The sequence below is a fragment of the Streptomyces sp. NBC_00523 genome, assembly GCF_036346615.1.
Taxonomy (GTDB): Bacteria; Actinomycetota; Actinomycetes; order Streptomycetales; family Streptomycetaceae; genus Streptomyces.
The window spans coordinates 3,620,312-3,641,977 of the sequence record NZ_CP107836.1; the positions used below are offsets into that span (position 1 = coordinate 3,620,312).

Below are 21,666 nucleotides of genomic sequence, written 5' to 3' on the forward strand. Positions count from 1 at the left end.
ACCGTTCGGTGCCCCTGGATGCGGTGGATCAGCCGTTTCCGGGGGCACCACAGTGTTGAACACCGTGTGTGCGAGACAATGGCGGCATGGAGATGCCGAGGAATGAACGGTCGCAGGAGCACCCCCAGGTCCTCGTAGTGGGGCAGGACGGAATGGCGATCGGCGGCGGTGGCACGGACGACGAGTCGCGGGAGGTCCCGGTGACGGAGATGGTCGAGCAGCCCGCGAAGGTCATGCGGATCGGCAGCATGATCAAGCAGCTCCTGGAGGAGGTGAGGGCCGCTCCTCTCGACGAGGCGAGCCGGGTGCGGCTCAAGGAGATCCACGCCGGCTCCGTGAAGGAGCTGGAGGACGGCCTCGCGCCGGAGCTGGTGGAGGAGCTGGAGCGGCTGTCCCTGCCGTTCACCGAGGACTCGGTCCCCTCCGAGGCGGAGCTGCGGATCGCCCAGGCCCAGCTGGTGGGCTGGCTGGAGGGCCTGTTCCACGGCATCCAGACCGCGCTGTTCGCCCAGCAGATGGCGGCCCGCGCCCAGCTGGAGCAGATGCGCCGGGCCCTGCCGCCCGGCAGCGGCCCGGAGGAGGACGGCGGCATCGACCCGCACGGCCCGGTCCGCTCGGGGCCGTACCTGTAACCGACCACGCACGAGGGGCCCGGCACACAAACGGTGTGCCGGGCCCCTTTCGTACGCGTGCGCTCAGGCGGTCGTCGGCGGCTGGAGCAGCACCTTGCCGATGTGGGTGCTGGACTCCATGACCCGGTGGCCCTCGGCCGCGTCCCGCATCGGCACCGTGCGGTCGACCACCGGCTGCACGACGCCCTCCTCGATGAGCGGCCAGACGTGCTCGCGGACGGCCGCGACGATCGCCGCCTTCTCGGCGAGCGGGCGCCCGCGCAGCGAGGTCGCGGTGACGGCCGCCCGCTTGTTGAGCAGCATGCCGAGGTTCAGCTCGCCCTTGGCGCCGCCCTGGAGCCCGATGATCGCGAGCCGGCCGTTGACGGCGAGCGCCTGCACGTTCCGGTCGAGGTACTTCGCGCCCATGATGTCGAGGATGACGTCCGCGCCCGCCCCGGCCGTGGTCTCGCGGATCTCCTCCACGAAGTCCTGCTCGTGGTAGTCGATCAGGATGTCCGCCCCCAGCTCGGCGCAGCGCGCCAGCTTGTCGGGGCTGCCGGCCGTCACGGCGACCCGTGCGCCGACGGCCTTGGCGAGCTGGATCGCCATCGTGCCGATGCCGCTGGACCCGCCGTGCACCAACAGGGTCTCGGCGGGCCGGAGGTGGGCCACCATGAACACGTTGGACCAGACCGTGGCCGTCACCTCGGGCAGCGCCGCGGCCCGTACGAGGTCCAGCCCCTTGGGTACGGGGAGGAGCTGGCCCGCCGGAACGGCGACCTTCTCCGCGTAACCGCCGCCCGCGAGGAGCGCACACACCTCGTCGCCGACGGCCCAGCCGGTGACCCCGGGCCCGAGGGCCGAGACGCGGCCGGAGCATTCCAGGCCCGGGTAGGGGGACGCTCCCGGCGGCGGGTCGTAGAAGCCCTGGCGCTGGAGCACATCGGCCCGGTTGACCGCACTGGCCGCGACGTCGACGAGGACCTCGCCGTCGCCGGGAACGGGATCGGGCACCTCGGCCCACACGAGCGCCTCGGGGCCACCGGGTTCGGGGATCGTGATCGCATGCATGGCCGCGAGGCTACTCCGTGGGCGGGGCGGTCTCAGGAACGCGGGATGCCCTGGTGCGGCGGGTAGCTGGGAGGCTCGTTCGAAGCGCGGACGATGGTGATCAGGCGGTCCGTCAGCTGCAAGGGGCTCGCCGCCGGGTCGTCGTAGCCGAGGAGCCGGTGGCCCCGCAGCACGTTGACGACGAGATCGTCGGTCTCCCGCACGCTCTTGCCCACCTCGCTCTTTATCACCGGCCGTTCGACCAGATCGAGGCCGCTGCCCTGCTGGATGAGGTCCTCCATGACCGTGCCCGCGCTGGGGCTGAGCACGGAGAGGCCGAGCAGCCGGCCCGCCGCACTGGCGCTGGTGATGACGGCGTCAGCACCGGACTGCCGCAGCAGCGGGGCGTTCTCCTCCTCACGGACCGCGGCCACGATCTTCGCGCCCCGGTTGAGCTGGCGGGCGGTCAGTGCGACCAGCACCGCGGTGTCGTCGCGCTGGGTGGCGATGATGACCTGACGGGCCTTCTGAAGCTCGGCCCGCAGCAGTACATCGCTGCGCGTGGCATCCCCGATGACACCCGTGAAGCCCTCGGCGGTGGCGATCTCGATCACCTTGGACTGCGGGTCGACAATGACGATCTGTTCCTTGCTCAGCCCGGTGGCGCACAGGGTCTGGATGGCCGAGCGGCCCTTCGTTCCGAACCCGACGACGACAGTGTGGTCACGCAAGTTGGTTCTCCAACGCTTCAGCCGGAAGTCCTCCCGGGTCCGCTCCGTGAGGACCTCAAGGGTGGTGCCGACCAGGATGATGAGGAAAAGCACGCGCAGCGGTGTCACGAGCACCACATTGATGAGACGGGCCCCGTCGCTGTACGGGGTGATGTCGCCGTATCCGGTGGTGGAGAGGGTGACCGTCGCGTAGTAGACCGAGTCCAGCAGGTCGACCTTGCCGTCGGCGGCATCGTGGTAGCCGACCCGGTCGATCCAGACGATGAACACCGTGATGGCCAGCACCATCAGAGCCATCATCAGCCGCTTGGCGACCTGGCGGGCCGGTCCGTCCACGACCCTGCGCGGAAGCATCACGCGGGTGGGGACGACCTGTTCGTCCGCCCGCCTGGCCATCGCGTCTTGGCCGGGAAGTTTCACGTGAAACACCCTTCAGTCCACGGCGTCGCCGGGGCCCACGGTAGATCGAGGATCTCCACCTCGGTGCCGGACCGTACCCCGCCCGGCTCCACGACGGCCAACCCGTCCGCGGCGGCGATCCCGCGCAGCATGGCGGGACCGTTGTAGTGCAGTGGTACGACGTGCTCCGCCCCGCCTGCGGTTCCGGGTTCTCCGGCCGCCCGGTGGACCACGGGCACCAGCCGGGTGTCGCGCGGATGCCCGTGCACATCGTCGCGCACGGCCACCCGGTAGGGATCATCGGGGGTACGTCCGGCCAGTCCGCCGAGGAGCGGCCCGGCGAGGGTGAGCAGTCCGGAGACGGCGGCCAGGGGGTTGCCGGGCAGCCCGACGAGCCAGGGCCCGTCGGAGGGGAGCCGGGCCAGCAGCATCGGATGGCCGGGACGCACGGCGACCCCGTCGACCAGGAGCTCGGCCCCGATCCGGCCGAGGACGCGGTGGACGTGGTCGACGGGCCCGGCGGCGGTGCCTCCGGTCGTGATGATCAGGTCGGCCTCGGAGCTGGTGAGCGCCTTCTCCAGGGCCTCCGCATCATCCCCGAGGCGCCGCGGCGGAGTGACCTCGGCGCCCAGCGCGTGCACCCAGGGCCCGATCATGGGGCCCAGCGCATCGCGGATCAGCCCGTCGTGCGGCAGCCCGGCGGTGAGCAGTTCATCGCCGAGCACCAGGACGTCGACGCGCGGCCGGGCGCGGACGGGCAGCTCGTCGTACCCGGCGGCTGCGGCCAGTCCGAGCACTGCGGGCGTGACGACCGTGCCGGCGGGAAGCAGGATCTCCCCCGACCGGCACTCCTGGCCGCGCGGCCGGATGTCCTGCCCCTGGCTCACGGACCGCTCCGCGTACAGCAGCCCCTTGGCCTCGTCGGCGTGTGCGTGCTCGCTGCGGATGACGGCGGTGCCCTCGGCGGGGATACGGGCGCCCGTGGCGATCCGCACGGCCTCCCCGTCGGGCAGCGGGGCGGGCGCGCCGTGCCCGGCGAGGATGCCGCCGCCGTCCTGGATGCGCCAGGGCCCGGGCCCGGCAACGGCCCACCCGTCCATGGCCGAGGTATCGAAGGACGGCAGGTCGGTGAGCGCGGCCAACGGCTCGCCCAGGACCCGGCCCAGCACCATGCCGAGCCCGAGCCATTCGGTACGCACGGCACCACGCTGCCCGGCCCGGGTGGCGATGCCCCGGGCCGCGGGCCAGGGGAGCGCTGTGTGCCGGGGGGCGCGGGGCCGGGGGCCGGGCCGGTCCCCGGCGGGGGAGACGCCGGGCCGGGAGGAGGCCGCGTCGGAGCCGTGACGTTCCGGCTGGTCCGTGCACTCGGCGTCGCTCAGCGGGTCGCCGCCGTGCCCGGGCTCCGACGACGCGGCGGGGCGGCTGCCCGGCTCGCCGGGCAGCCGGGGAGTGCCGTCGGCCTGCGCGGCAGGGGTGCTCCGCCTACCGGGGGCCGGGGCGTCCGGCCAGTCGTCGTGGAGGCTGGTGAGCCAGTCGGACGGCGCGTCCACCGGCGCGGGCTCCGCGTCGCGGGGCGACGGCCGGCTCACGAGGGCCAGGGCCTGGGCGACGGCCCGGTCCTCATCGGCCTGCGCCTTTGCCCCGGAGGCGTGAGCGGCACCGCCGCCGAGGGCGCCGGAGTCCGCGGGCTCCCCGAGGCCCCCGGGTCCCCCGGACCCCGTCACGGCGTCTCGTTCTCGTCCGCCCACCGGAGCGCGAGCGCGGCCGCCTTGCGGGCGGCCTCCGCCACGGCCTCGGGCCCTCCGCCGTCGCCGCTCGCCTTCGCCGCCGCGTAGCCGACCAGGAAGGTCGTCAGGGGCGCGGCGGGCCGGGCGACGCCGTGGGCGGCGTCACGGGCGAGGTCGAGCAGGAGGCCGGTGTCGACGTCGAGGTCGATGCCGAGTTCTTCCTTGACTGCGGTGATCCATTCGTCCAGCACCGTCCCATGTTCTCTGATCCGGGCCCGGGCCGAAGCGATGTCCTCCCAGGTGTCGCAGTCGAACGAGGCGAGGGGGCCCGCCGCCACCCGGCACAGCGTCAGCTCCTGCGTGAGCAGCCTCAGCGGCAGCCCGCCCAGGCTCCCGTGCTCGGCGGCGAGGCAGGCCAGTTCGCGCCGGAGCGGCTCGCCCCGGTAGACGGCGACGAGCGGCTGGTCGCGCCCGCCCTCGTCGGAGCACAGGGCACCCTCGACGCCGTCCCGCTCCGAGGCGGTCAGCAGGGCGGCGATCGTATCAGCGCCCAGGAAGGGCAGATCGGCGGAGAGCACGAGCACCCGCTCCGCCGAGGTGTGCCGGACCCCGGCGCCCAGGGCGGCCAACGGACCGCCGCCGGGCGGGACTTCGCGCGCCCAGGTCACGGCCCGCGCGGTGGGCCGCCGGTCCCCCACCACCACGGTGGTCCCGGCGCCGGGGCAGGCGGCGAGGACCCGGTCGAGGAGCGGACGGCCGCCCACCCGCACGGCGGGCTTGTCGGCACCGCCCAGCCGCTTGGCGGCTCCTCCGGCGAGAACGATGGCGTCGTAGGCGGTCATGCCCCGAGTATGCGGGCCCGGCCGACGCCCCGGACGGCCAGGCCCCGCACCGGCGGGTGCCCGCCTACACGCTTCGGAGCAGCAGCGCCGGCTGTTCCACGCAGTCCGCCACGTACCGCAGGAAGCCCCCGGCGGTACCGCCGTCGCAGACCCGGTGATCGAAGGTCAGGGACAGCTGGACGACCTGACGCACGGCGAGCTCGCCCTCGTGCACCCATGGCTTGGGAACAATCCGGCCGACACCCAGCATCGCGGCCTCGGGGTGGTTGATGATCGGCGTCGAGCCGTCGACCCCGAAGACCCCGTAGTTGTTGAGCGTGAACGTGCCGCCGGTCAGCTCGGCCGGCGTCAGCGCGCCCGTTCTGGCCGCCTCGGTCAGCCGGGCGATCTCGGCGCCGATCGACTCCGTGGTGCGGGCGTGAGCGTCCCGGACGACGGGGACCACCAGGCCCCGGTCGGTCTGCGCCGCGAATCCGAGGTGGACCTGCGGCAGCCGGACGATCTCGCGCGCCTCCTGGTCCACCGTGGAGTTCAGCTCCGGGTAACGGGCCAGGGCCGCCGTGCAGATGCGGGCGAGAAGGGCGAGCACCGACACCTTGGGCGCACCGGCCCCGGCGGCGCCGTTCATCGCGGCGCGCACCGCCATCAGCTCGGTCGCATCGGCGTCGACCCAGCAGGTGGCGTCGGGGATCTCCCGTCGGCTGCGGGACAGCTTGTCGGCGACCGCTCCCCGTACGCCGCGCAGCGCGACCCGCTCACCGGCGGGGGAGGAGGAGGAAGCGGCGGGCTCCGGGACGGGCGCCTCGGCGGCCGACCGGATCGCGGACTCGACGTCGGCGCGCAGGATCAGCCCGTCGGGCCCCGACCCGGCGAGCCGGCGCAGGTCCAGATCGTGCTGCCGCGCGAGCCTGCGGACCAGCGGGGACACGACCGCGACCGGCCCGAGCGCGGGGGCGGGCTCGGGCGTGGGGGCCGGGGCCGCAGCCTCGGCGGGCGCCACGGACACGGCGACCGCCGCCTTCAGCCCCTCCGGCCGGACCCGCCGACGCCGCACCGGCGGCGCCCCGGTCCCGTACCCCACCAGCACGTTCCCGGACCCGGAATCCGTACCGGAATCCGCGTCCGCACCTCCCCCGGCTGATTCCACGGGCGATCCGACGGCCACGGTCAGCAGCGGCGCCCCCACCGGAAGCTCGGCGCCCTCGTCGCCGAAGCGGGCGGTCACCACACCCCCGTACGGGCAGGGCACCTCCACCATCGCCTTGGCGGTCTCCACCTCCACCACCGGCTGGTCGATGGCGACGACGTCCCCGACCTCCACCAGCCAGCGCACGATCTCCGCCTCGGTCAGCCCCTCGCCGAGATCCGGAAGCCTGAACTCAAGAACCTGAGCCATCAGTTGTCCGCCTCCCACTGGAGCCGCGCGACGGCGTCGAGCACCCGGTCCACACCGGGAAGGTGGTGCCGCTCCTGCATCGGCGGCGGGTACGGGATGTCGAACCCGGCGACCCGCAGCACCGGCGCCTCCAGGTGGTGGAAGCACTGCTCGGTGATCCGGGCCGCGATCTCGCCGCCGGGCCCGCCGAAGCCGGTGGACTCGTGGACGACGACCGCGCGCCCGGTGCGGCGGACGGAGGCGGCGACGGTCTCGTCGTCGAACGGGACCAGCGAGCGCAGGTCGACCACTTCGAGGTCCCAGCCCTCTTCGACCGCCGCCTGAGCGGCCTCCATGCAGACCGGCAGGGACGGCCCGTAGGTGATCAGGGTCGCGCTGCGGCCGGGTCGGCGCACGACGGCGCGGCCGATGGGCTCCACGGCGGTGGGGTGCTCCGGCGACCAGTCGGCCTTCGACCAGTACAGCCGCTTCGGCTCCAGGAAGACCACGGGGTCGTCCGAGGCGATCGAGGCCCGCAGCAGCCCGTACGCGTCCTCGACCGTGGCCGGGGTGACGACATGGAGACCGGGGGTCGCCATGTAGTACGCCTCCGAGGAGTCGCTGTGGTGCTCGACGCCTCCGATGCCGCCGCCGTAGGGCACCCGGACGGTGATCGGGAGCGGCATCGCGCCCCCGGTCCGGTTCCGCATCTTGGCGACGTGGCTGATCAGCTGCTCGAACGCCGGGTACGCGAACGCGTCGAACTGCATCTCGACCACGGGCCGCAGGCCGTACATCGCCATGCCGACCGCGGCCCCGAGGATGCCCGCCTCGGCGAGCGGGGTGTCCGTGCAGCGCTCGTCGCCGAACTCCTTCGCCAGGCCGTCGGTGATCCGGAAGACCCCGCCGAGCGTCCCGACGTCCTCCCCGAGCACGTGCACCGTGGGGTCCTCGGCCATCGAGTCGCGCAGCGCGCGCCCCAGCGCCTGCGCCATGGTGGCGGGCTTGGCCTTGGCCGTCCGCTCCCCGGCCGTCACCGCTGCCGTGGTCATCGCGCCGTTCCCCCGTCTTCCGTGCCGTGCTGGTCGTTCTCCGCGGCCAGCTCCTGGCGCAGCCGGGCCGCCTGCTCCCGCAACTGCGCCGTCTGCTCCGCGTACACATGGGTGAAGAGGTCCATCGGGTCGAGCTCCGGGTCCGCGTTCATCCGTTCCCGGAGCGCGGCCGCCATCCGCTCGGCGGCCGCCCGCGCCTCTTCCACGCCCTCGTCGTCGAGCAGGCCGCGCCCGGTCAGCTCGCGCTCCATGAGCTGGACGGGGTCGTGGTCCCGCCACGCCTCGACCTCGCTGTCGCCGCGGTAGCGGGTCGCGTCATCCGCGTTCGTATGGGCGTCCATCCGGTACGTGACCGCCTCGACCAGGGTCGGACCGCCACCGCTCCGGGCCCGGGCGACCGCCTCGGAGAGCACCTGGTGCACCGCGGCCGCGTCGTTTCCGTCGACCAGCCGGCCGGGCATGCCGTACCCCACCGCCTTGTGGGCCAGGGAGGGCGCGGCCGTCTGCTTGGCCAGCGGTACGGAGATGGCGAAGCCGTTGTTCTGCACGAGGAAGACCACCGGGGCCTTCCAGACCGCCGCGAAGTTCAGCGCCTCGTGGAAATCGCCCTCACTGGTGCCGCCGTCACCGACCATCGCCAGCGCGACCACGTCGTCGCCCTTCAGCCGCGCCGCGTGGGCCAGGCCCACGGCATGCGGCAACTGGGTGGCGAGCGGGGTGCAGAGCGGCGCGATGCGGTGCGTGCGCGGGTCGTAGCCGGTGTGCCGGTCACCCCGCAGCAGCGTCAGCGCCTCGACCGGGTCGAGACCCCGGGCCACCGCCGCGAGCGTGTCGCGGTAGCTGGGGAAGAGCCAGTCCCGCTCCTCCAGCACCAGGGCGGCCGCGATCTCGCACGCCTCCTGGCCCGTGCTCGACGGGTAGACCGCCAGCCGGCCCTGCTTCGTCAGGGCCGTCGCCTGGGCGTTGTACCGCCGCCCGCGCACCAGCTCCGCGTAGAGCCGCAGCAGCAGCTCGGGATCGGCGTCGGCCACCGCGTCCGTACCGAGGACCCGGTACGGCTCCGGGTCCGGGAGCAGCGGCGCGGGATCGGTCAGAGGCTTCCAGGCCGGGGGCGGCGTGGGCCGGTAGGCGGCCGCACCGGGCAGCTCTTGGACCGTCATGACAGGCACCTCCGAGCATCGAGGGGTGTCGACATATGGTGATATATCGAAAACAGCGTGAAGCACAGGTGTGGCGTGCCTCACCTACCGATTGTTCGGTCGCGAGCGCATTTTGGCTACAGGCACCGCCAGCCTGTGGACAAACGGTTTTCCACAGCCTGGGATAGGGGCAGGTCGTCCAGGACGGGGAGGCGCGGGAACATGCCAGCTGAACAAATGGCCGACGGGGCCGAGGGGCCGGGCCAGGTTCCACCGGCACGCCCGCTCGATTCCATCGACCACGCCATCCTGCGACTGCTCCAGACGGACGGCCGCGCCTCGATACGGTCGGTGGCCGACCGCGTCCACGTATCGCGCGCGAACGCGTACGCCCGGATCAACCGGCTCATCGAGGACGGGGTGATCCGGGGCTTCGGCGCACGGGTGAACCACGAGCGGGCGGGGCAGGGCGCCTCCGCGTACATCACGCTCAAGATCGTCCAGAACTCCTGGCGGACCGTCCGGGAACAGCTCCAGGCGCTGCCGGGAGCCACCCATATCGCGCTGGTCAGCGGCGACTTCGACGTCCTGCTCCTGGTGCACACACCGGACAACCGGACGCTGCGCGAGCTGGTGCTGACCCGTATTCAGGCCATTCCGGAAGTGCTCTCCACGCGCACGCTGCTGGTGTTCGAGGAAACGGACCTGGACCCGGGACCGGACCGCCCCACCGAGCTCGCCTGAGCGGATACGGGCAGGCCCGTGGTCAACGGCGGTCCGGACCGGCCTTCATGCCGTCGAGGGCGAGCCGCACCACCGTGTCGGCGAGGCGTTCCCCGTCCGCGCCGCCGTCGGGCAGCGGCCGATACCACTCCACGAGCGAGTTGACCATCCCGAACAGCAGCCGCGTCGCGAGCCGTATGTCCACGTCGGAGCGGAGATCGCCGTCCGCGACGGCCGCCTTCAGCAGTTCGGCGACCCGCTGGTCGAACTCGCGCCGCCGCTCCAGGGCCCAGCGCTCGGTCTTCGTGTTGCCCCGCACCCGCAGCAGCAGCGTGACGTAGGGGAGTTCGGCTATCAGTACCTCGACGGTACGGCGCGTGACGTACTCGACCCGCTCGATCGCGCGGCCCCGCGTCGCACCCGGCTCGTCAAGGATCCCGAACAGCCCGTCGAGCGCCCGGCTGACCGCACGGCGCAGCAGTTCCTCCTTGCCCGCGACGTGGTGGTAGATGGAGGACTTGGAGATTCCGGCCGCCTTGGACAGGTGCTCCATGGACGTGCCGTCGTAGCCGCGCTCGTTGAACACACGGACGGCGACGGTCAGCAGAGTCTCCGGTGTGTACGTGTCCCGCTTGGCCGTGGTCATGTCCGCGATCCTCCCCTACGAGTTGTCCACAGGTTTCGTGGGCCCTCTTGTCCCGACCGATCGTTCGGTTACTCTAACTCTGTCCGCCCGCCCCTGCCCAGCTCGATGAGGAGTTGGTCCGTCATGGCCGCCGAGCTCTCCCCGCACCTGCTGTCCGAGAGGCACCGCTCCACGCTGGACCGGGCCCTCGAAGCGATCCGTACGCGTGACTACTGGTCCCCGCACCCCGAACACCCGAAGGCGTACGGAGAGGGCGGCGCTCCGGGAAGCCTCGGCGCCGCCGAGGGCAAGGCCGCCTTCGACGCCGTGCTGCACGGCCGCCTCGACCTCGGCCAGCCGGGCACCGACGGCTGGACGGGCGGGGAGGTCTCTCCGTACGGCCCCGAGCTCGGCGTCGAGTACCCGCACGCGGACTTGGACGTGCTGCTTCCGGCGATGCGGGCGGGCATCCCTGCCTGGCGCGAGGCGGGCCCCGAGACCAGGGCCCTGGTCTGCCTGGAGATCCTGGCCCGGATCAGCGCCCGCACCCATGAGTTCGCCCACGCCGTGATGCACACCAGCGGCCAGGCCTTCATGATGGCGTTCCAGGCCGGCGGCCCGCACGCCCAGGACCGCGGCCTCGAAGCCGTCGCCTACGCCTACGAGGAGCAGCTCCGCGCGCCCCGGACGGCCGACTGGTCCAAGCCGCAGGGCAAGCGCGACCCGCTCGCGCTGCACAAGACGTTCATCCCGGCGGGCCGCGGCATCTCGCTGCTGATCGGCTGCAACACCTTCCCCACGTGGAACGGATACCCGGGCCTCTTCGCCTCCCTCGCCACGGGCAACCCGGTCCTGGTCAAGCCCCACCCCCGCGCGGTGCTCCCGCTGGCCCTCACGGTCCAGCTGGCGCGCGAGGTGCTCGCGGAGGCCGGTTTCGACCCGAATCTCGTCGCCCTGGCCGCCGAGCGCCCGGGCGAGGGCATCGCCAAGACGCTGGCGGTCCGCCCCGAGATCAAGATCATCGACTACACGGGCTCCACGGAGTTCGGCGACTGGCTGGAGGCCAACGCCCGCCAGGCCCAGGTCTACACGGAGAAGGCCGGCGTCAACACGGTCGTCGTGGACTCCACGGACGACTACCGCGGCATGCTCGCCAACCTGGCGTTCTCGTTCTCCCTGTACAGCGGCCAGATGTGCACCACCCCGCAGAACGTCCTCATCCCCCGCTCCGGCATCACCACGGACGCGGGCGACAAGTCGTACGACGACGTGGTCGGCGACATCGCCGCCGCCGTCACCGGCCTCCTGGGCGACGACGCCAGGGCGAACGGCCTGCTGGGCGCCCTGGTCAACCCGGACGTGAAGGCCCGACTGGAGTCGGCGGCCCACCTGGGCGAGGTCGCGCTCCCGTCCCGCGAGGTGACCAACCCGGACTTCCCGGACGCCACCGTCCGCACCCCCGTGATCGTCAAGCTCGACGCCGCCAAGACGGACGGCGAGGCCCCGTACCTCTCGGAGTGCTTCGGCCCGGTCTCCTTCGCGGTCGCGGTCGACTCGACGCCGGACGCCCTGGAGCTGCTGCGCCGCACGATCCGCGAGAAGGGCGCGATGACGGTCGGCGCGTACACGACGTCCCCGGAGGTGGAACGCGCGCTGGAGGACGTCTGCCTGGACGAGTCCGCCCAGCTCTCCCTGAACCTCACCGGCGGCGTGTACGTCAACCAGACGGCGGCGTTCTCCGACTACCACGGCTCGGGCGGCAACCCAGCGGCCAACGCGGCCCTCTGCGACGGCGCCTTCGTCTCGAACCGCTTCCGCACGATCGAGGTCCGCCGCCAGAACTGAGGCCGCGCGAATCCCACCCTCACCGGCGTGAACTTCAGCCTCGCCGGCGTTTGGGGCGCGGGGTCCGGGGCGGAGCCCCGGTTACGGGAAGGGGCGGGTAGGGGAAAGGGCCCGCCGCAGGCGTACGCCCCACCCCGCCCCGCGCCAGTCCCACCTCACCCAGGAATCACCGCATACCGAGCCACCCAGGCATGCATAGCGATGGCGGCGGCCGCCCCCGCGTTGATCGACCGCGTAGACCCGAACTGCGCAATGGAACACACCACCTCCGCACACCGCCGAGCCTCCTCCGTCAGCCCGGGCCCCTCCTGCCCGAACAGGAGGACACACCGCCGAGGCAGCACCGTCCGCTCCAACGGCACCGCCCCCGGCAGGTTGTCGATCCCGACGATCGGCAGCCCCTCGGCCGCCGCCCAGGCGGTCAGGCTCGCGGTGTCGGGGTGGTGCCGGACATGCTGGTAGCGGTCGGTGACCATCGCCCCGCGCCGGTTCCAGCGCCGCCGCCCGACGATGTGCACCTCCTTGGCCAGGAACGCGTTCGCGGTCCGCACCACGGACCCGATGTTGAAGTCGTGGCCCCAGTTCTCCACGGCCACGTGGAAATCGTGGCGGCGCAGATCGAGGTCGGCGACGATCGCCTCACGGGTCCAGTACCGGTACTCGTCGCCCACGTTGCGCCGGTCGCCACCGGCCAGCAGCTCGGGGTCGTACCGCTCGTCCTCGGGCCAGGGCAGCGGATGCGGCCCGACACCGATCTCCGTCCCGAACCCCTCGTCGTACTGCGCGGGCTCGTCGCCCACGGGCGCGCCGCCGCCGCTGGTCTCACCGGTGCTGCCGGTCTCACTGCTCACCCGACGAGGGTATGGCTCCCGTCGCCGCCGGGCTCCGGTGCCTCCGGGCCGCCGCCGACGGCACGCGGCGCCGGTACCCGTACCCGCCGCCGGAACACCCGCTGACGCCCGGCCGCCACCCGCGCGCCGAGCCACACCAGGAAGGCGGTCGGCAGGAAGACGGCGTCCGCGGCGATCATGGCCATCGAGAAGAACGGCAGCCCCAGCAGGAGCGCGATCCCCGCGTGCTCGCAGATCATCGCGCCGAGCAGGAAGTTCTTCACGCGCCGGTTGAAGAGGGTGAACGGGAAGGCCACCTGCACGATGACCGTGGCGTACGACAGCACCATGACCATGACTCCGCTGGAAGCCAGGAGGTCCGACAGGGCGGGCCACGGAGTGAAGTACTCCAGCTTCAGCGGGTAGTACAGCGCGGTGCCGTCCTGCCAGCGCGAGCCCTGGATCTTGTACCAGCCGGCCGTCGCGTAGATCAGGCAGACCTCGGCCATGATCACGACGAGGGTGGCGTTGTGGGCGAGGTTGGCGATGACGTCGAGAAGGGCACGGAGCTCGTTGCGCGGCGCGTACCGGTTCACGGCCCACCAGGCGCCCTGGCCGAGCCACAGGCACCACAGGAGGAGCGGCAGCCACACGGTCCCGCCCAGACCGCCCGCCACCGAGGCGCCCACCAGGACGGCGCCGAGCACCACCCACAGCACGATCCCGGCGGCCTCCCCGGGCACCCGTCGCCCACCGGCCGCCAGGTCGGCGTACTCCGCCGACTCGCGGCGCCGCGACCGTCGGGCGTCCAGCGACCAGACCTGCCCGCAGCGGGTCAGCGTCAGGTAGATGGCCATCAGATGGATGACGTTGTCGCCGCCGTCGCCCATGAAGATGCTGCGGTTCTGCAACGAGAGGACTCCGGCCATGAAGACCACGGAGACCGCGCGGGTGTGCCAGCCGAGCATCAGCAGGAGGGACGAGACCAGCGCCAGCGCGTAGACGGACTCGAACCAGACGTTGCTGTCCGACCACATGAGGGTCGTGAAGGCCTGGTTCCCGGATATCAGCTGCCGCGCCAGGTCCCAGCGCCAAGGCGCGTCGGGGCCGTACATCTCGTGCCGGTGGGGCAGCTCCCTGAGCAGGAACAGCAGGAAGGTGCCCGAGAAGCCGATGCGGATGACTGCGCTCTGGTACGGGCCGAGGGCCGAGGCCGTGATGCGGTGGATGAAGCCGGCGAGACCGCGGCTCGGATGCGGGGTACTCACTGGGCCGCCCCCAGGTCGTCGGCGGTGACCGTCCACCAGGGCAGGACGCGATAGGACGGGCCGGTGCTGATCTTCTCGTCGCTCCACTCGGGCGCCGCGACGGACCGTATCTCGGACCTGACCTGGATCCTCAGGACGGTCTCGCCGTCGTCCCGGCCGCCGACGCGCAGCATCACGAGGCGGCGGACGTACTTCTCGGACAGGGTGCCGCGCAGGCCGTTGGCCCGGTTCTTGTCGTCGTGCGATCCGGTGTAGAAGTCCCAGGCCCGGCGGAGTTCGTTCTGCTGGACGTGGCTGGGCAGCAGATTGCCGCGTATCGCCCGGCCGTCCTCGGCGGAGAGGTCCCGCCAGGCCGTCGTGCGGGGGCCGTCGGCCCCGGCTATCTCGGTGCGCACCTGAACGGACACGTTCTGCTGCAGGGGGTTGGGTGCGAAGAGCTTCCAGTTCTGTTCGAACTCGGGGTACACCCAGTCGTCCACCGCCGCGCCGTGCTGCTTGGTGAGCGTGTTGGAGGGCGCGACGTGCAGGAAGATCATGGCCAGCTGCATGCAGGCGAGCACCCCGAAGGCGGCGAGCGCCACGGCGGCGACGATCTGGTACGGAAACGAGAGCCCGGCCATTCCGCCGGCCGCCGCGGGCGCCGCCTCGACGGCGGGAACGGGTCCGCCCTCGTCGCTGGCGACCCTGTCGTCGTCCGAATCCATCCCGCCCCGATCGCGTCGGTTATCCACAGGGTTGACACCCTACGGGCCCCGGACTCACCATTGAAGACATTGAACCGAACGATCGGTCGGTAGGGAGTCCGGGATGGCGGCAGTGACTGCGAGCCAGACAGCGCAGACGGCAGCAGGCGACGGAGCGGGGCCCGATGCGGCGCTCCAGGCCGCCTTCGACGCGGCGGTGGCGGCCGACGAGCGCATCGAGCCGCGCGACTGGATGCCCGACGCGTACCGCGCCTCGCTGGTCAGGCAGATGGCCCAGCACGCCCACTCCGAGATCATCGGCATGCAGCCGGAGGCCAACTGGATCACCCGCGCCCCCTCGCTGCGCCGCAAGGCGATCCTCATGGCCAAGGTGCAGGACGAGGCCGGGCACGGCCTGTATCTGTACAGCGCGGCCGAGACCCTGGGCACCGGCCGCGAGGAACTGCTCGACAAGCTCCACGCGGGGCGCCAGCGCTATTCCTCGATCTTCAACTACCCCACGCTGACCTGGGCGGACGTCGGCGCCATCGGCTGGCTCGTGGACGGCGCCGCGATCACCAACCAGGTGCCCCTCTGCCGCTGCTCCTACGGCCCGTACGCCCGCGCGATGGTCCGCATCTGCAAGGAGGAGTCGTTCCACCAGCGCCAGGGGTACGAACTGCTCCTCGCGCTGAGCAACGGCACCCCCACCCAGCACGAGATGGCCCAGGACGCGGTGAACCGCTGGTGGTGGCCGTCCCTGATGATGTTCGGCCCGCCGGACGACGCCTCGGCCCACTCCGCGCAGTCGATGGCCTGGAAGATCAAGCGGCACTCCAACGACGAGCTGCGGCAGCGGTTCGTGGACATCTGCGTCCCCCAGGCCGAGGCGCTCGGCCTGACCCTCCCCGACCCGGACCTCCGGTGGAACGAGGAACGCGGCAGGCACGACTTCGGCGCGATCGACTGGACGGAGTTCCAGGAGGTCCTGAAGGGCAACGGCCCGTGCAACGAGCAGCGCCTCACCCAGCGCCGCAGCGCGCACCAGGAAGGCGCCTGGGTCCGCGAGGCCGCCGCCGCATACGCCAGTAAGCACACGCCCGGCGCGGACCCGGCCGTACGGAACGGAAAGGCGACAGCATGAACAGCTCGACGGACTGGCCGCTGTGGGAGGTGTTCGTCCGCTCGCGGCGCGGGCTCTCCCACACCCACGCCGGCAGCCTCCACGCGCCGGACGCCGAAATGGCCCTGCGCAACGCGCGCGACCTCTACACCCGCCGGTCCGAGGGGGTCTCGCTGTGGGTCGTGCCCTCCGCCCAGATCACGGCGTCGTCGCCGGACGAGAAGGACTCCTTCTTCGAGCCTGCCGGTGACAAGCCCTACCGGCACCCCACGTTCTACGAGATCCCGGACGGGGTGAAGCACCTGTGACCGCGGCCCTCGCCCTGGGCGACGACGCGCTGGTGCTGTCGCACCGGCTGGGGGAGTGGGCCGGCCACGCCCCGGTGCTGGAGGAGGAGGTCGCCCTCGCCAACATCGCCCTCGACCTGCTGGGCCAGGCCCGGCTGCTGCTCTCCCTCGCGGGCGACGAGGACGAACTGGCCTACCTCCGCGAGGAACGCGCCTTCCGCAACCTCCAGCTGGTCGAGCAGCCCAACGGCGACTTCGCCCACACCATCGCCCGGCAGCTCTACTTCTCGGTCCACCAGCAGGGCCTGTACGAGCAGCTGGCCGCCGGGGACGGTCCGTTCGCGGAGATCGCGGCCAAGGCGGTCAAGGAGGTCGCCTACCACCGGGACCACGCCGAGCAGTGGACCCTGCGCCTCGGTGACGGGACGGACGAGAGTCACGAGCGGATGCAGCGGGCGGTGGACGCGCTGTGGCGCTTCACCGGCGAGCTGTTCCAGCCGGTCGAGGGCGTCGACGCCGACTGGCAGGCGCTGCACAGCCGCTGGCTGGAGGCCGTCACCGACGTCCTCGGCCGGGCCACCCTGACCGTGCCGACGGGCCCGCAGTCCGGCGCCTGGACGGCGGGCGCGGGCCGGCAGGGCATCCACACGGAGTCCTTCGGCCGGATGCTCGCCGAGATGCAGCACCTGCACCGCAGCCACCCGGGGGCGTCATGGTGACCTGGACGTCCGTCGAGGAGGAGCTGCTGAGCCTCGCGGGCTCCGTCCCGGACCCGGAGCTCCCCGTGCTGACGCTGGAGGATCTGGGAGTGGTCCGGGGCGTGGAGGTGCACGACCCGGACCATGTCACGGTCAGGCTGACGCCGACGTACACCGGCTGCCCGGCGATCGAGGCGATGTCGGCGGACATCGAGCGCGTGCTGCACGACCACGGCGTGGCCGAGGTGTCCGTGGAGACGGTCCTGTCGCCCGCCTGGTCGACGGACGACATGAGCGCCGAAGGGCGCCGGAAGCTGGCGGAGTTCGGCATAGCCCCGCCCCGGCCGCACGACACCGCGTCCGGCGGTCCGGTGCCGCTGGCCCTGTCCGTGCGCTGCCCGCACTGCGGCTCCACCGAGACGGAGCTGCTGAGCCGGTTCTCCTCCACGGCGTGCAAGGCGCTCCGGCGCTGCGTGGCCTGCCAGGAGCCGTTCGACCACTTCAAGGAGTTGTAGATGTTCCATCCGCTCCGGGTCAGCGGGATCGAGCGGCTCACGGACGATTCGGTGGCCGTCACCCTCGCCGTCCCGCCCGGCCTGCACGAGACCTTCCGGCACAAGCCCGGCCAGCACCTCAACGTCCGCTACACCGTGGACGGCGAGGAGGTCCGGCGCTCGTACTCGATCTGCGCACCGGCCCCCGAGCCCTCGGCCGGCCCGGCGCTGCGGGTGGGCATCCGCCTCGTGGACGGCGGCGCGTTCTCCACGTACGCGCTCAAGGAGCTGCTGGTCGGGGACACGATCGAGGCGATGCCCCCGATGGGGCGCTTCGTCCTGACGCCCCGCGCCGGGCAGTTCGCGGCGATCGTCGGCGGGAGCGGCATCACCCCGGTGCTGTCCATGGCGGCCACCCTGCTCGCCCGGGAGCCGAACGCCACGTTCTGCCTGGTCCGCAGCGACCGGACCGCCGCCTCGACGATGTTCCTGGACGAGGTCGCCGACCTGAAGGACCGCTACCCGGACCGGTTCCAGCTGGTCACCGCCCTGTCCCGGGAGGAGCAGCAGGCCGGTCTACCCTCGGGCCGGCTGGACGGCGAGCGGCTCTCCGGACTGCTGCCGGCGCTCCTGCCGGTGGCGGAGATCGACGGCTGGTTCCTGTGCGGGCCGCTGGGCCTCGTCCGGGCCGCCGAGGTCGCGCTGAACGGGCTGGGCGTGGACCGCTCCCGCATCCACCAGGAGATCTTCCACGTCGAGGACACCCCCGCCGCACCCGCCGGGCCCCGGGTCGAGACGCCGGTCGGCGGTGTCCTGACGGCGACGCTCGACGGCCGTTCCGGCACCTGGCCGGTCGAAGGGGGCGAGTCGCTGCTGGAGACGGTGCTGCGCAGGCGCTCGGACGCCCCGTACGCGTGCAAGGGTGGCGTCTGCGGCACCTGCCGGGCGTTCCTGGTCTCCGGCAAGGTGCGGATGGACCGCAACTACGCCCTGGAGCCGGAGGAGACGGACGCGGGTTACGTGCTGGCCTGCCAGTCCCGTCCGGTCACCGAGGAAGTGGAGCTCGACTTCGACCGCTGACGACCCCGGCGCCGGACGACCCCGGCGACGGGCGACCCCGGCGCCGGACGACCGGAGCGGGTTGCGTCAGGCGACGAAGGCCGGGGTGCCGTTGTCGGTGACCATCGGGCGGCCCGCGCCGTCCCAGGCGAGCATGCCGCCGTCGATGTTGACGGCGTCGATCCCCTGCTGCACCAGGTACTGGGTGACCTGGGCGGAACGGCCGCCGACCCGGCACATCACGTGCACCCGGCGGCCGTCCTCCACCGCCTCGGTCAGCTCACCGAAGCGGCCCACGAAGTCGCTCATGGGGATGTGCAGGGCGCCCTCGACGTGTCCGGCCACCCACTCGTCGTTCTCCCGGACGTCCAGGACGAGGCCGTCCGCCGGGACGGACGCGACATCGACCGTGGGAAGCGGGCCGAAATTCATGGGTCATGCCTTCTCTCGTCAGTGCGCTCGGGCTCTCGTCAGTGCGCTCGGGGTCACCGAATCAGTGCGCTCGGGGCCACCGAAAACGCTACTGCACCAGAGCCGCGAGCTCCGCCTCCCGCTGCGAGACCTCGCCCAGCAGCTGTTCGGCGATCTCCTCCAGAAGCTGGTCCGGGTCGTCCGGGGCCATCCGCAGCATGGCGCCGATCGCGCTCTCCTCCAGCTCCTGGGCCCACTCGGTCAGCAGTTCCTTGCGCTGGGTCAGCCAGTCCAGCCGGGCGTAGAGCTCGTCGGCCTCGCCCAGCTCCTGGCGCGGTGCTGCCGGTCCCGCCGCCCACTCCTCGGCCAGTTCGTTGAGCTGGGCCTCGTCCCCGCGCCCGTAGGCGGCGTTGACGCGCGCGATGAACTCGTCCCGCCTGGCCCGCTCCGCCTCGTCCTGGGCCAGGTCCGGGTGCGCCTTGCGGACCAGGTCGCGGTACAGCTTGCGGGCCTCGTCGGTGGGGCGGACCCGCTTGGGCGGGCGCACCTTCTGATCGGTCAGCATGGCCGACGCCTCGGGGGACAGGCCCTCGGAGTCCATCCAGTCGTGGAACAGCTCGTCCACGCCCGGCATGGGCATCACGACCGACCGCGCCTCCTCGGCCTTGCGCACGTCCTCGGGGTCACCGGTCTTCGCCGCCCGCGCCTCGGCGATCTGCGCGTCGAGCTCGTCCAGCCGCGCGTACATCGGACCCAGCCGCTGATGGTGCAGCCGGGAGAAGTTCTCCACCTCGACCCGGAACGTCTCCACCGCGATCTCGAACTCGATCAGCGCCTGCTCGGCCACCCGGACCGCCTGTGCGAGCCGCGCCTCGGGCCGTTCCTGCCCCGCGGTCTCCGCCGCCTCCTCGCGGCCGGCGGCCGGCCTGGCCTCGTCCTGCAGGTCATCGTCATTCGGGGAGGTCGGCACCCCGGGTGCTTCGTGGGTCACCCGTCCAGCGTATGGCCCCGGCCCGCCCCCGTGGACCCGCGGTGGCCCCGGCAGGCCTCACGCCTCCTGCCGGCGGCCGGGCGTGCCCGCCCCTCACACCCCCCGCTCCGCGGCGATCCGCCCCGCCCCGATCGCCCGCACCAGCTCCCCGTGGTCCGCCTCCGTGCGGTCCGCGTAGGTCACGGCGAACGCCGCCACCGCCTCGTCCAGCTCGTCGTTCTTGCCGCAGTAGCCCGCCAGCAGCCTCGGGTCCGCGCTGTGTGCGTGGGCCCGCGCCAGCAGCGCACCGGTCATCCGGCCGTAGTCGTCCACCTGGTCGGCGGCCAGGGCGGCGGGGTCGACGCTCCCCTTGCGGTTCCTGAACTGGCGCACCTGGAAGGGCCGGCCGTCCACCGTCGTCCAGCCCAGCAGATGGTCACTGACGACCTGCATCCGCTTCTGCCCGAGCACCACGCGCCGCCCCTCGTGCGCGACCTCCGGCACCGCGAACCCCACGGCGGCCAGATGCGGCCCGAGCACCGAGGGCCTGGCCTCCTTCACCTGGAGTACCAGCGCCTCCCCCCGGTGGTCCAGCAACAGCACCACGTAGGAGCGGGTGCCCACGCTGCCGGTGCCGACCACCCGGAACGCCACGTCATGGATCGCGTACCGGGCCAGCAGCGGCAGCCGGTCCTCGGAGACGGTCCCCAGATACTCCCCCAGTCCCGCCGCCACGGCCGCGGCCTCCGCGTCCGGGACCCGGCGCAGCACCGGCGGCGCGTCCACGAAGCGGCGGCCGCCGTCCTCGGAGTCCTCCGTGGACTTCGCCGCGAAGCGCGCACCGGTGTTGTTGCGGGCCTTCTCGGAGACCCGCTCCAGGGTGCCGAGCAGGTCCCGCGCGTCGGTGTGGGAGACGAGGTCCTCGTCCGCGATGGCGTTCCACGCGTCGAGCGTGGGCATCCGGGCCAGCAGCCTCATCGTCCGCCGGTAGGCGCCCACGGTGTCGTACGCGCCCTTGCGGCAGGTGTCCTCGTCGGCACCGGCCTCCCGGCCCGCGAGCACCAGCGAGGTCGCCAGGCGCTTGAGATCCCACTCCCAGGGCCCGGCCACGGTCTCGTCGAAGTCGTTCAGGTCGATGACGAGGCCGCCCCGCGCATCGCCGTACAGCCCGAAGTTGGCCGCGTGCGCGTCGCCGCAGAGCTGGGCGGCGATCCCGGTGACGGGGGTGCCCCTCAGGTCATGGGCCATCAGTCCGGCCGAGCCGCGCAGGAAGGCGAAGGGTGTGGCGGCCATCCGGCCCACCCGTATCGGCGTCAGCTCCGCCACCCGGCCCCGGTTGGACTCCTCGACCGCGCGCACCGCGTCCGGCCGCCCGGCGGGCAGGTCCAGCGTCGCGTGCGCGGACCGGGGCACCCGCGCCCGCAGCGCCTTGCCCTTCTCCTTCGGCCGGCCCCCGGCCTCCGCGTCAGCCCCGTCCGTACGGTGGGCGAACCCCGGCACGGCCGGTATGCGCGGCCCGCCCGCGGCCGCGGGGAGCACCGCCCCCGCGACCGCGGCCTCACCGCCGAGTTCAACGAGTCGTACCGGCGGCAGTCCCGTTCCGGTCTTTTCCATGGCGCGCAGCCTCCCCCGCCCCCGCCCGGCGCAGCCGCCGGGACCTGCCCCAACATCAACTGCCGCCGACGGTACCGCCGTACACCGATCGCCGTCTGCCCCTGTGG

At 72.7% G+C, this 21,666-nt stretch carries 22 protein-coding genes; 8 read left to right on the forward strand and 14 right to left on the reverse strand.

The genetic code is table 11. The features are described 5' to 3' along the window. Positions 1–86 precede the first annotated feature (86 nt). A complete protein-coding gene (locus OHS17_RS16355; RefSeq protein WP_073966598.1) occupies positions 87–632 on the forward strand; it encodes a bacterial proteasome activator family protein in 546 nt (181 codons plus the stop codon). A gap of 63 nt (positions 633–695) precedes the next feature. Here the strand turns inward: OHS17_RS16355 and OHS17_RS16360 are convergent, their stop codons facing one another. The 7 genes from OHS17_RS16360 to pdhA all read right to left on the reverse strand — a co-directional run bounded on the left by OHS17_RS16360 (position 696) and on the right by pdhA (position 8,950). Further along, positions 696–1,685 (reverse strand): NAD(P)H-quinone oxidoreductase, encoded by a 990-nt coding sequence (locus OHS17_RS16360; protein WP_018101947.1) that lies wholly within the window; start codon positions 1,683–1,685, stop codon positions 696–698. Between the two features lie 32 nt (positions 1,686–1,717). Continuing rightward, positions 1,718–2,791, reverse strand: a complete 1,074-nt coding sequence (locus tag OHS17_RS16365) for a potassium channel family protein (protein WP_018101946.1) — start codon at positions 2,789–2,791, stop codon at positions 1,718–1,720. Between the two features lie 20 nt (positions 2,792–2,811). Beyond that, entirely contained in the window at positions 2,812–4,518 is a 1,707-nt protein-coding gene (locus OHS17_RS16370; RefSeq protein ID WP_330312779.1) for a molybdopterin-binding protein, read from the reverse strand. Then, positions 4,515–5,363, reverse strand: coding sequence for an NTP transferase domain-containing protein (locus OHS17_RS16375; protein WP_330312780.1), 849 nt, complete (start codon positions 5,361–5,363; stop codon positions 4,515–4,517). The genes OHS17_RS16370 and OHS17_RS16375 overlap by 4 nt, the downstream gene beginning before the upstream one ends. Before the next feature lie 64 nt (positions 5,364–5,427). Beyond that, the gene (locus OHS17_RS16380) at positions 5,428–6,759 is read right to left on the reverse strand and encodes a dihydrolipoamide acetyltransferase family protein (RefSeq protein WP_330312781.1); all 1,332 of its coding nucleotides are present in this window, start codon (positions 6,757–6,759) and stop codon (positions 5,428–5,430) included. Next, on the reverse strand, positions 6,759–7,790 hold the full coding sequence (locus OHS17_RS16385; RefSeq protein WP_018101942.1) for an alpha-ketoacid dehydrogenase subunit beta: 1,032 nt from the start codon (positions 7,788–7,790) through the stop codon (positions 6,759–6,761). Before OHS17_RS16385 ends, OHS17_RS16380 begins: the two co-directional genes overlap by 1 nt. Further along, a complete protein-coding gene (pdhA, locus tag OHS17_RS16390; RefSeq protein ID WP_330312782.1) occupies positions 7,787–8,950 on the reverse strand; it encodes a pyruvate dehydrogenase (acetyl-transferring) E1 component subunit alpha in 1,164 nt (387 codons plus the stop codon). Before pdhA ends, OHS17_RS16385 begins: the two co-directional genes overlap by 4 nt. A 216-nt stretch (positions 8,951–9,166) precedes the next feature. Between pdhA and OHS17_RS16395 the strand changes: the two genes are divergently transcribed. Further along, the gene (locus tag OHS17_RS16395) at positions 9,167–9,673 is read left to right on the forward strand and encodes an Lrp/AsnC family transcriptional regulator (protein WP_383165682.1); all 507 of its coding nucleotides are present in this window, start codon (positions 9,167–9,169) and stop codon (positions 9,671–9,673) included. Positions 9,674–9,695: 22 nt separating this feature from the next. Here OHS17_RS16395 and OHS17_RS16400 read toward each other — a convergent pair whose 3' ends face one another. Then, positions 9,696–10,298: a TetR/AcrR family transcriptional regulator gene (locus OHS17_RS16400; protein ID WP_018101939.1), complete on the reverse strand. Its 603-nt coding sequence runs from the start codon at positions 10,296–10,298 to the stop codon at positions 9,696–9,698. 123 nt (positions 10,299–10,421) lie between these two features. Here OHS17_RS16400 and paaN point away from each other — a divergent pair, with 123 nt between their 5' ends. Continuing rightward, positions 10,422–12,122 carry a phenylacetic acid degradation protein PaaN gene (gene paaN, locus OHS17_RS16405; protein ID WP_330312784.1) on the forward strand — a complete coding sequence of 567 codons (1,701 nt, stop codon included), beginning with the start codon at positions 10,422–10,424 and terminating at the stop codon, positions 12,120–12,122. 155 nt (positions 12,123–12,277) lie between these two features. Here paaN and OHS17_RS16410 read toward each other — a convergent pair whose 3' ends face one another. The 3 genes from OHS17_RS16410 to OHS17_RS16420 are packed head-to-tail and all read right to left on the reverse strand — an operon-like array spanning position 12,278 to position 14,924. Next, entirely contained in the window at positions 12,278–12,973 is a 696-nt protein-coding gene (locus tag OHS17_RS16410) for a TrmH family RNA methyltransferase (RefSeq protein WP_161208379.1), read from the reverse strand. Continuing rightward, positions 12,970–14,220: an HTTM domain-containing protein gene (locus OHS17_RS16415; RefSeq protein ID WP_330312785.1), complete on the reverse strand. Its 1,251-nt coding sequence runs from the start codon at positions 14,218–14,220 to the stop codon at positions 12,970–12,972. The genes OHS17_RS16410 and OHS17_RS16415 overlap by 4 nt, the downstream gene beginning before the upstream one ends. After that, positions 14,217–14,924 (reverse strand): DUF5819 family protein, encoded by a 708-nt coding sequence (locus OHS17_RS16420; protein ID WP_330312786.1) that lies wholly within the window; start codon positions 14,922–14,924, stop codon positions 14,217–14,219. Before OHS17_RS16420 ends, OHS17_RS16415 begins: the two co-directional genes overlap by 4 nt. Before the next feature lie 103 nt (positions 14,925–15,027). Between OHS17_RS16420 and paaA the strand changes: the two genes are divergently transcribed. From paaA to OHS17_RS16445, 5 genes are read left to right on the forward strand one after another with little or no spacing between them, the layout of a single operon-like run. Then, positions 15,028–16,047, forward strand: a complete 1,020-nt coding sequence (gene paaA, locus OHS17_RS16425) for a 1,2-phenylacetyl-CoA epoxidase subunit PaaA (protein WP_330312787.1) — start codon at positions 15,028–15,030, stop codon at positions 16,045–16,047. Then, positions 16,044–16,334, forward strand: a complete 291-nt coding sequence (gene paaB, locus OHS17_RS16430; RefSeq protein ID WP_330312788.1) for a 1,2-phenylacetyl-CoA epoxidase subunit PaaB — start codon at positions 16,044–16,046, stop codon at positions 16,332–16,334. Before paaA ends, paaB begins: the two co-directional genes overlap by 4 nt. Further along, the gene (gene paaC, locus OHS17_RS16435; protein WP_073863880.1) at positions 16,331–17,032 is read left to right on the forward strand and encodes a 1,2-phenylacetyl-CoA epoxidase subunit PaaC; all 702 of its coding nucleotides are present in this window, start codon (positions 16,331–16,333) and stop codon (positions 17,030–17,032) included. The genes paaB and paaC overlap by 4 nt, the downstream gene beginning before the upstream one ends. After that, the gene (gene paaD / locus OHS17_RS16440) at positions 17,026–17,526 is read left to right on the forward strand and encodes a 1,2-phenylacetyl-CoA epoxidase subunit PaaD (protein WP_018101931.1); all 501 of its coding nucleotides are present in this window, start codon (positions 17,026–17,028) and stop codon (positions 17,524–17,526) included. The genes paaC and paaD overlap by 7 nt, the downstream gene beginning before the upstream one ends. Beyond that, positions 17,527–18,585, forward strand: coding sequence for a 2Fe-2S iron-sulfur cluster-binding protein (locus OHS17_RS16445; RefSeq protein ID WP_330312789.1), 1,059 nt, complete (start codon positions 17,527–17,529; stop codon positions 18,583–18,585). It begins immediately after the preceding gene. A gap of 66 nt (positions 18,586–18,651) precedes the next feature. On the opposite strand, the gene OHS17_RS16450 is transcribed toward OHS17_RS16445, so the two are convergent. The 3 genes from OHS17_RS16450 to OHS17_RS16460 form a co-directional block, all read right to left on the reverse strand. Next, a complete protein-coding gene (locus OHS17_RS16450; protein WP_018101929.1) occupies positions 18,652–18,996 on the reverse strand; it encodes a rhodanese-like domain-containing protein in 345 nt (114 codons plus the stop codon). An 88-nt stretch (positions 18,997–19,084) separates the two neighbouring features. Continuing rightward, positions 19,085–19,966, reverse strand: coding sequence for a hypothetical protein (locus tag OHS17_RS16455; RefSeq protein ID WP_330312790.1), 882 nt, complete (start codon positions 19,964–19,966; stop codon positions 19,085–19,087). Between the two features lie 93 nt (positions 19,967–20,059). Beyond that, positions 20,060–21,559: a DUF2252 domain-containing protein gene (locus OHS17_RS16460; RefSeq protein ID WP_330312791.1), complete on the reverse strand. Its 1,500-nt coding sequence runs from the start codon at positions 21,557–21,559 to the stop codon at positions 20,060–20,062. Between the last annotated feature and the right edge of the window lie 107 nt (positions 21,560–21,666).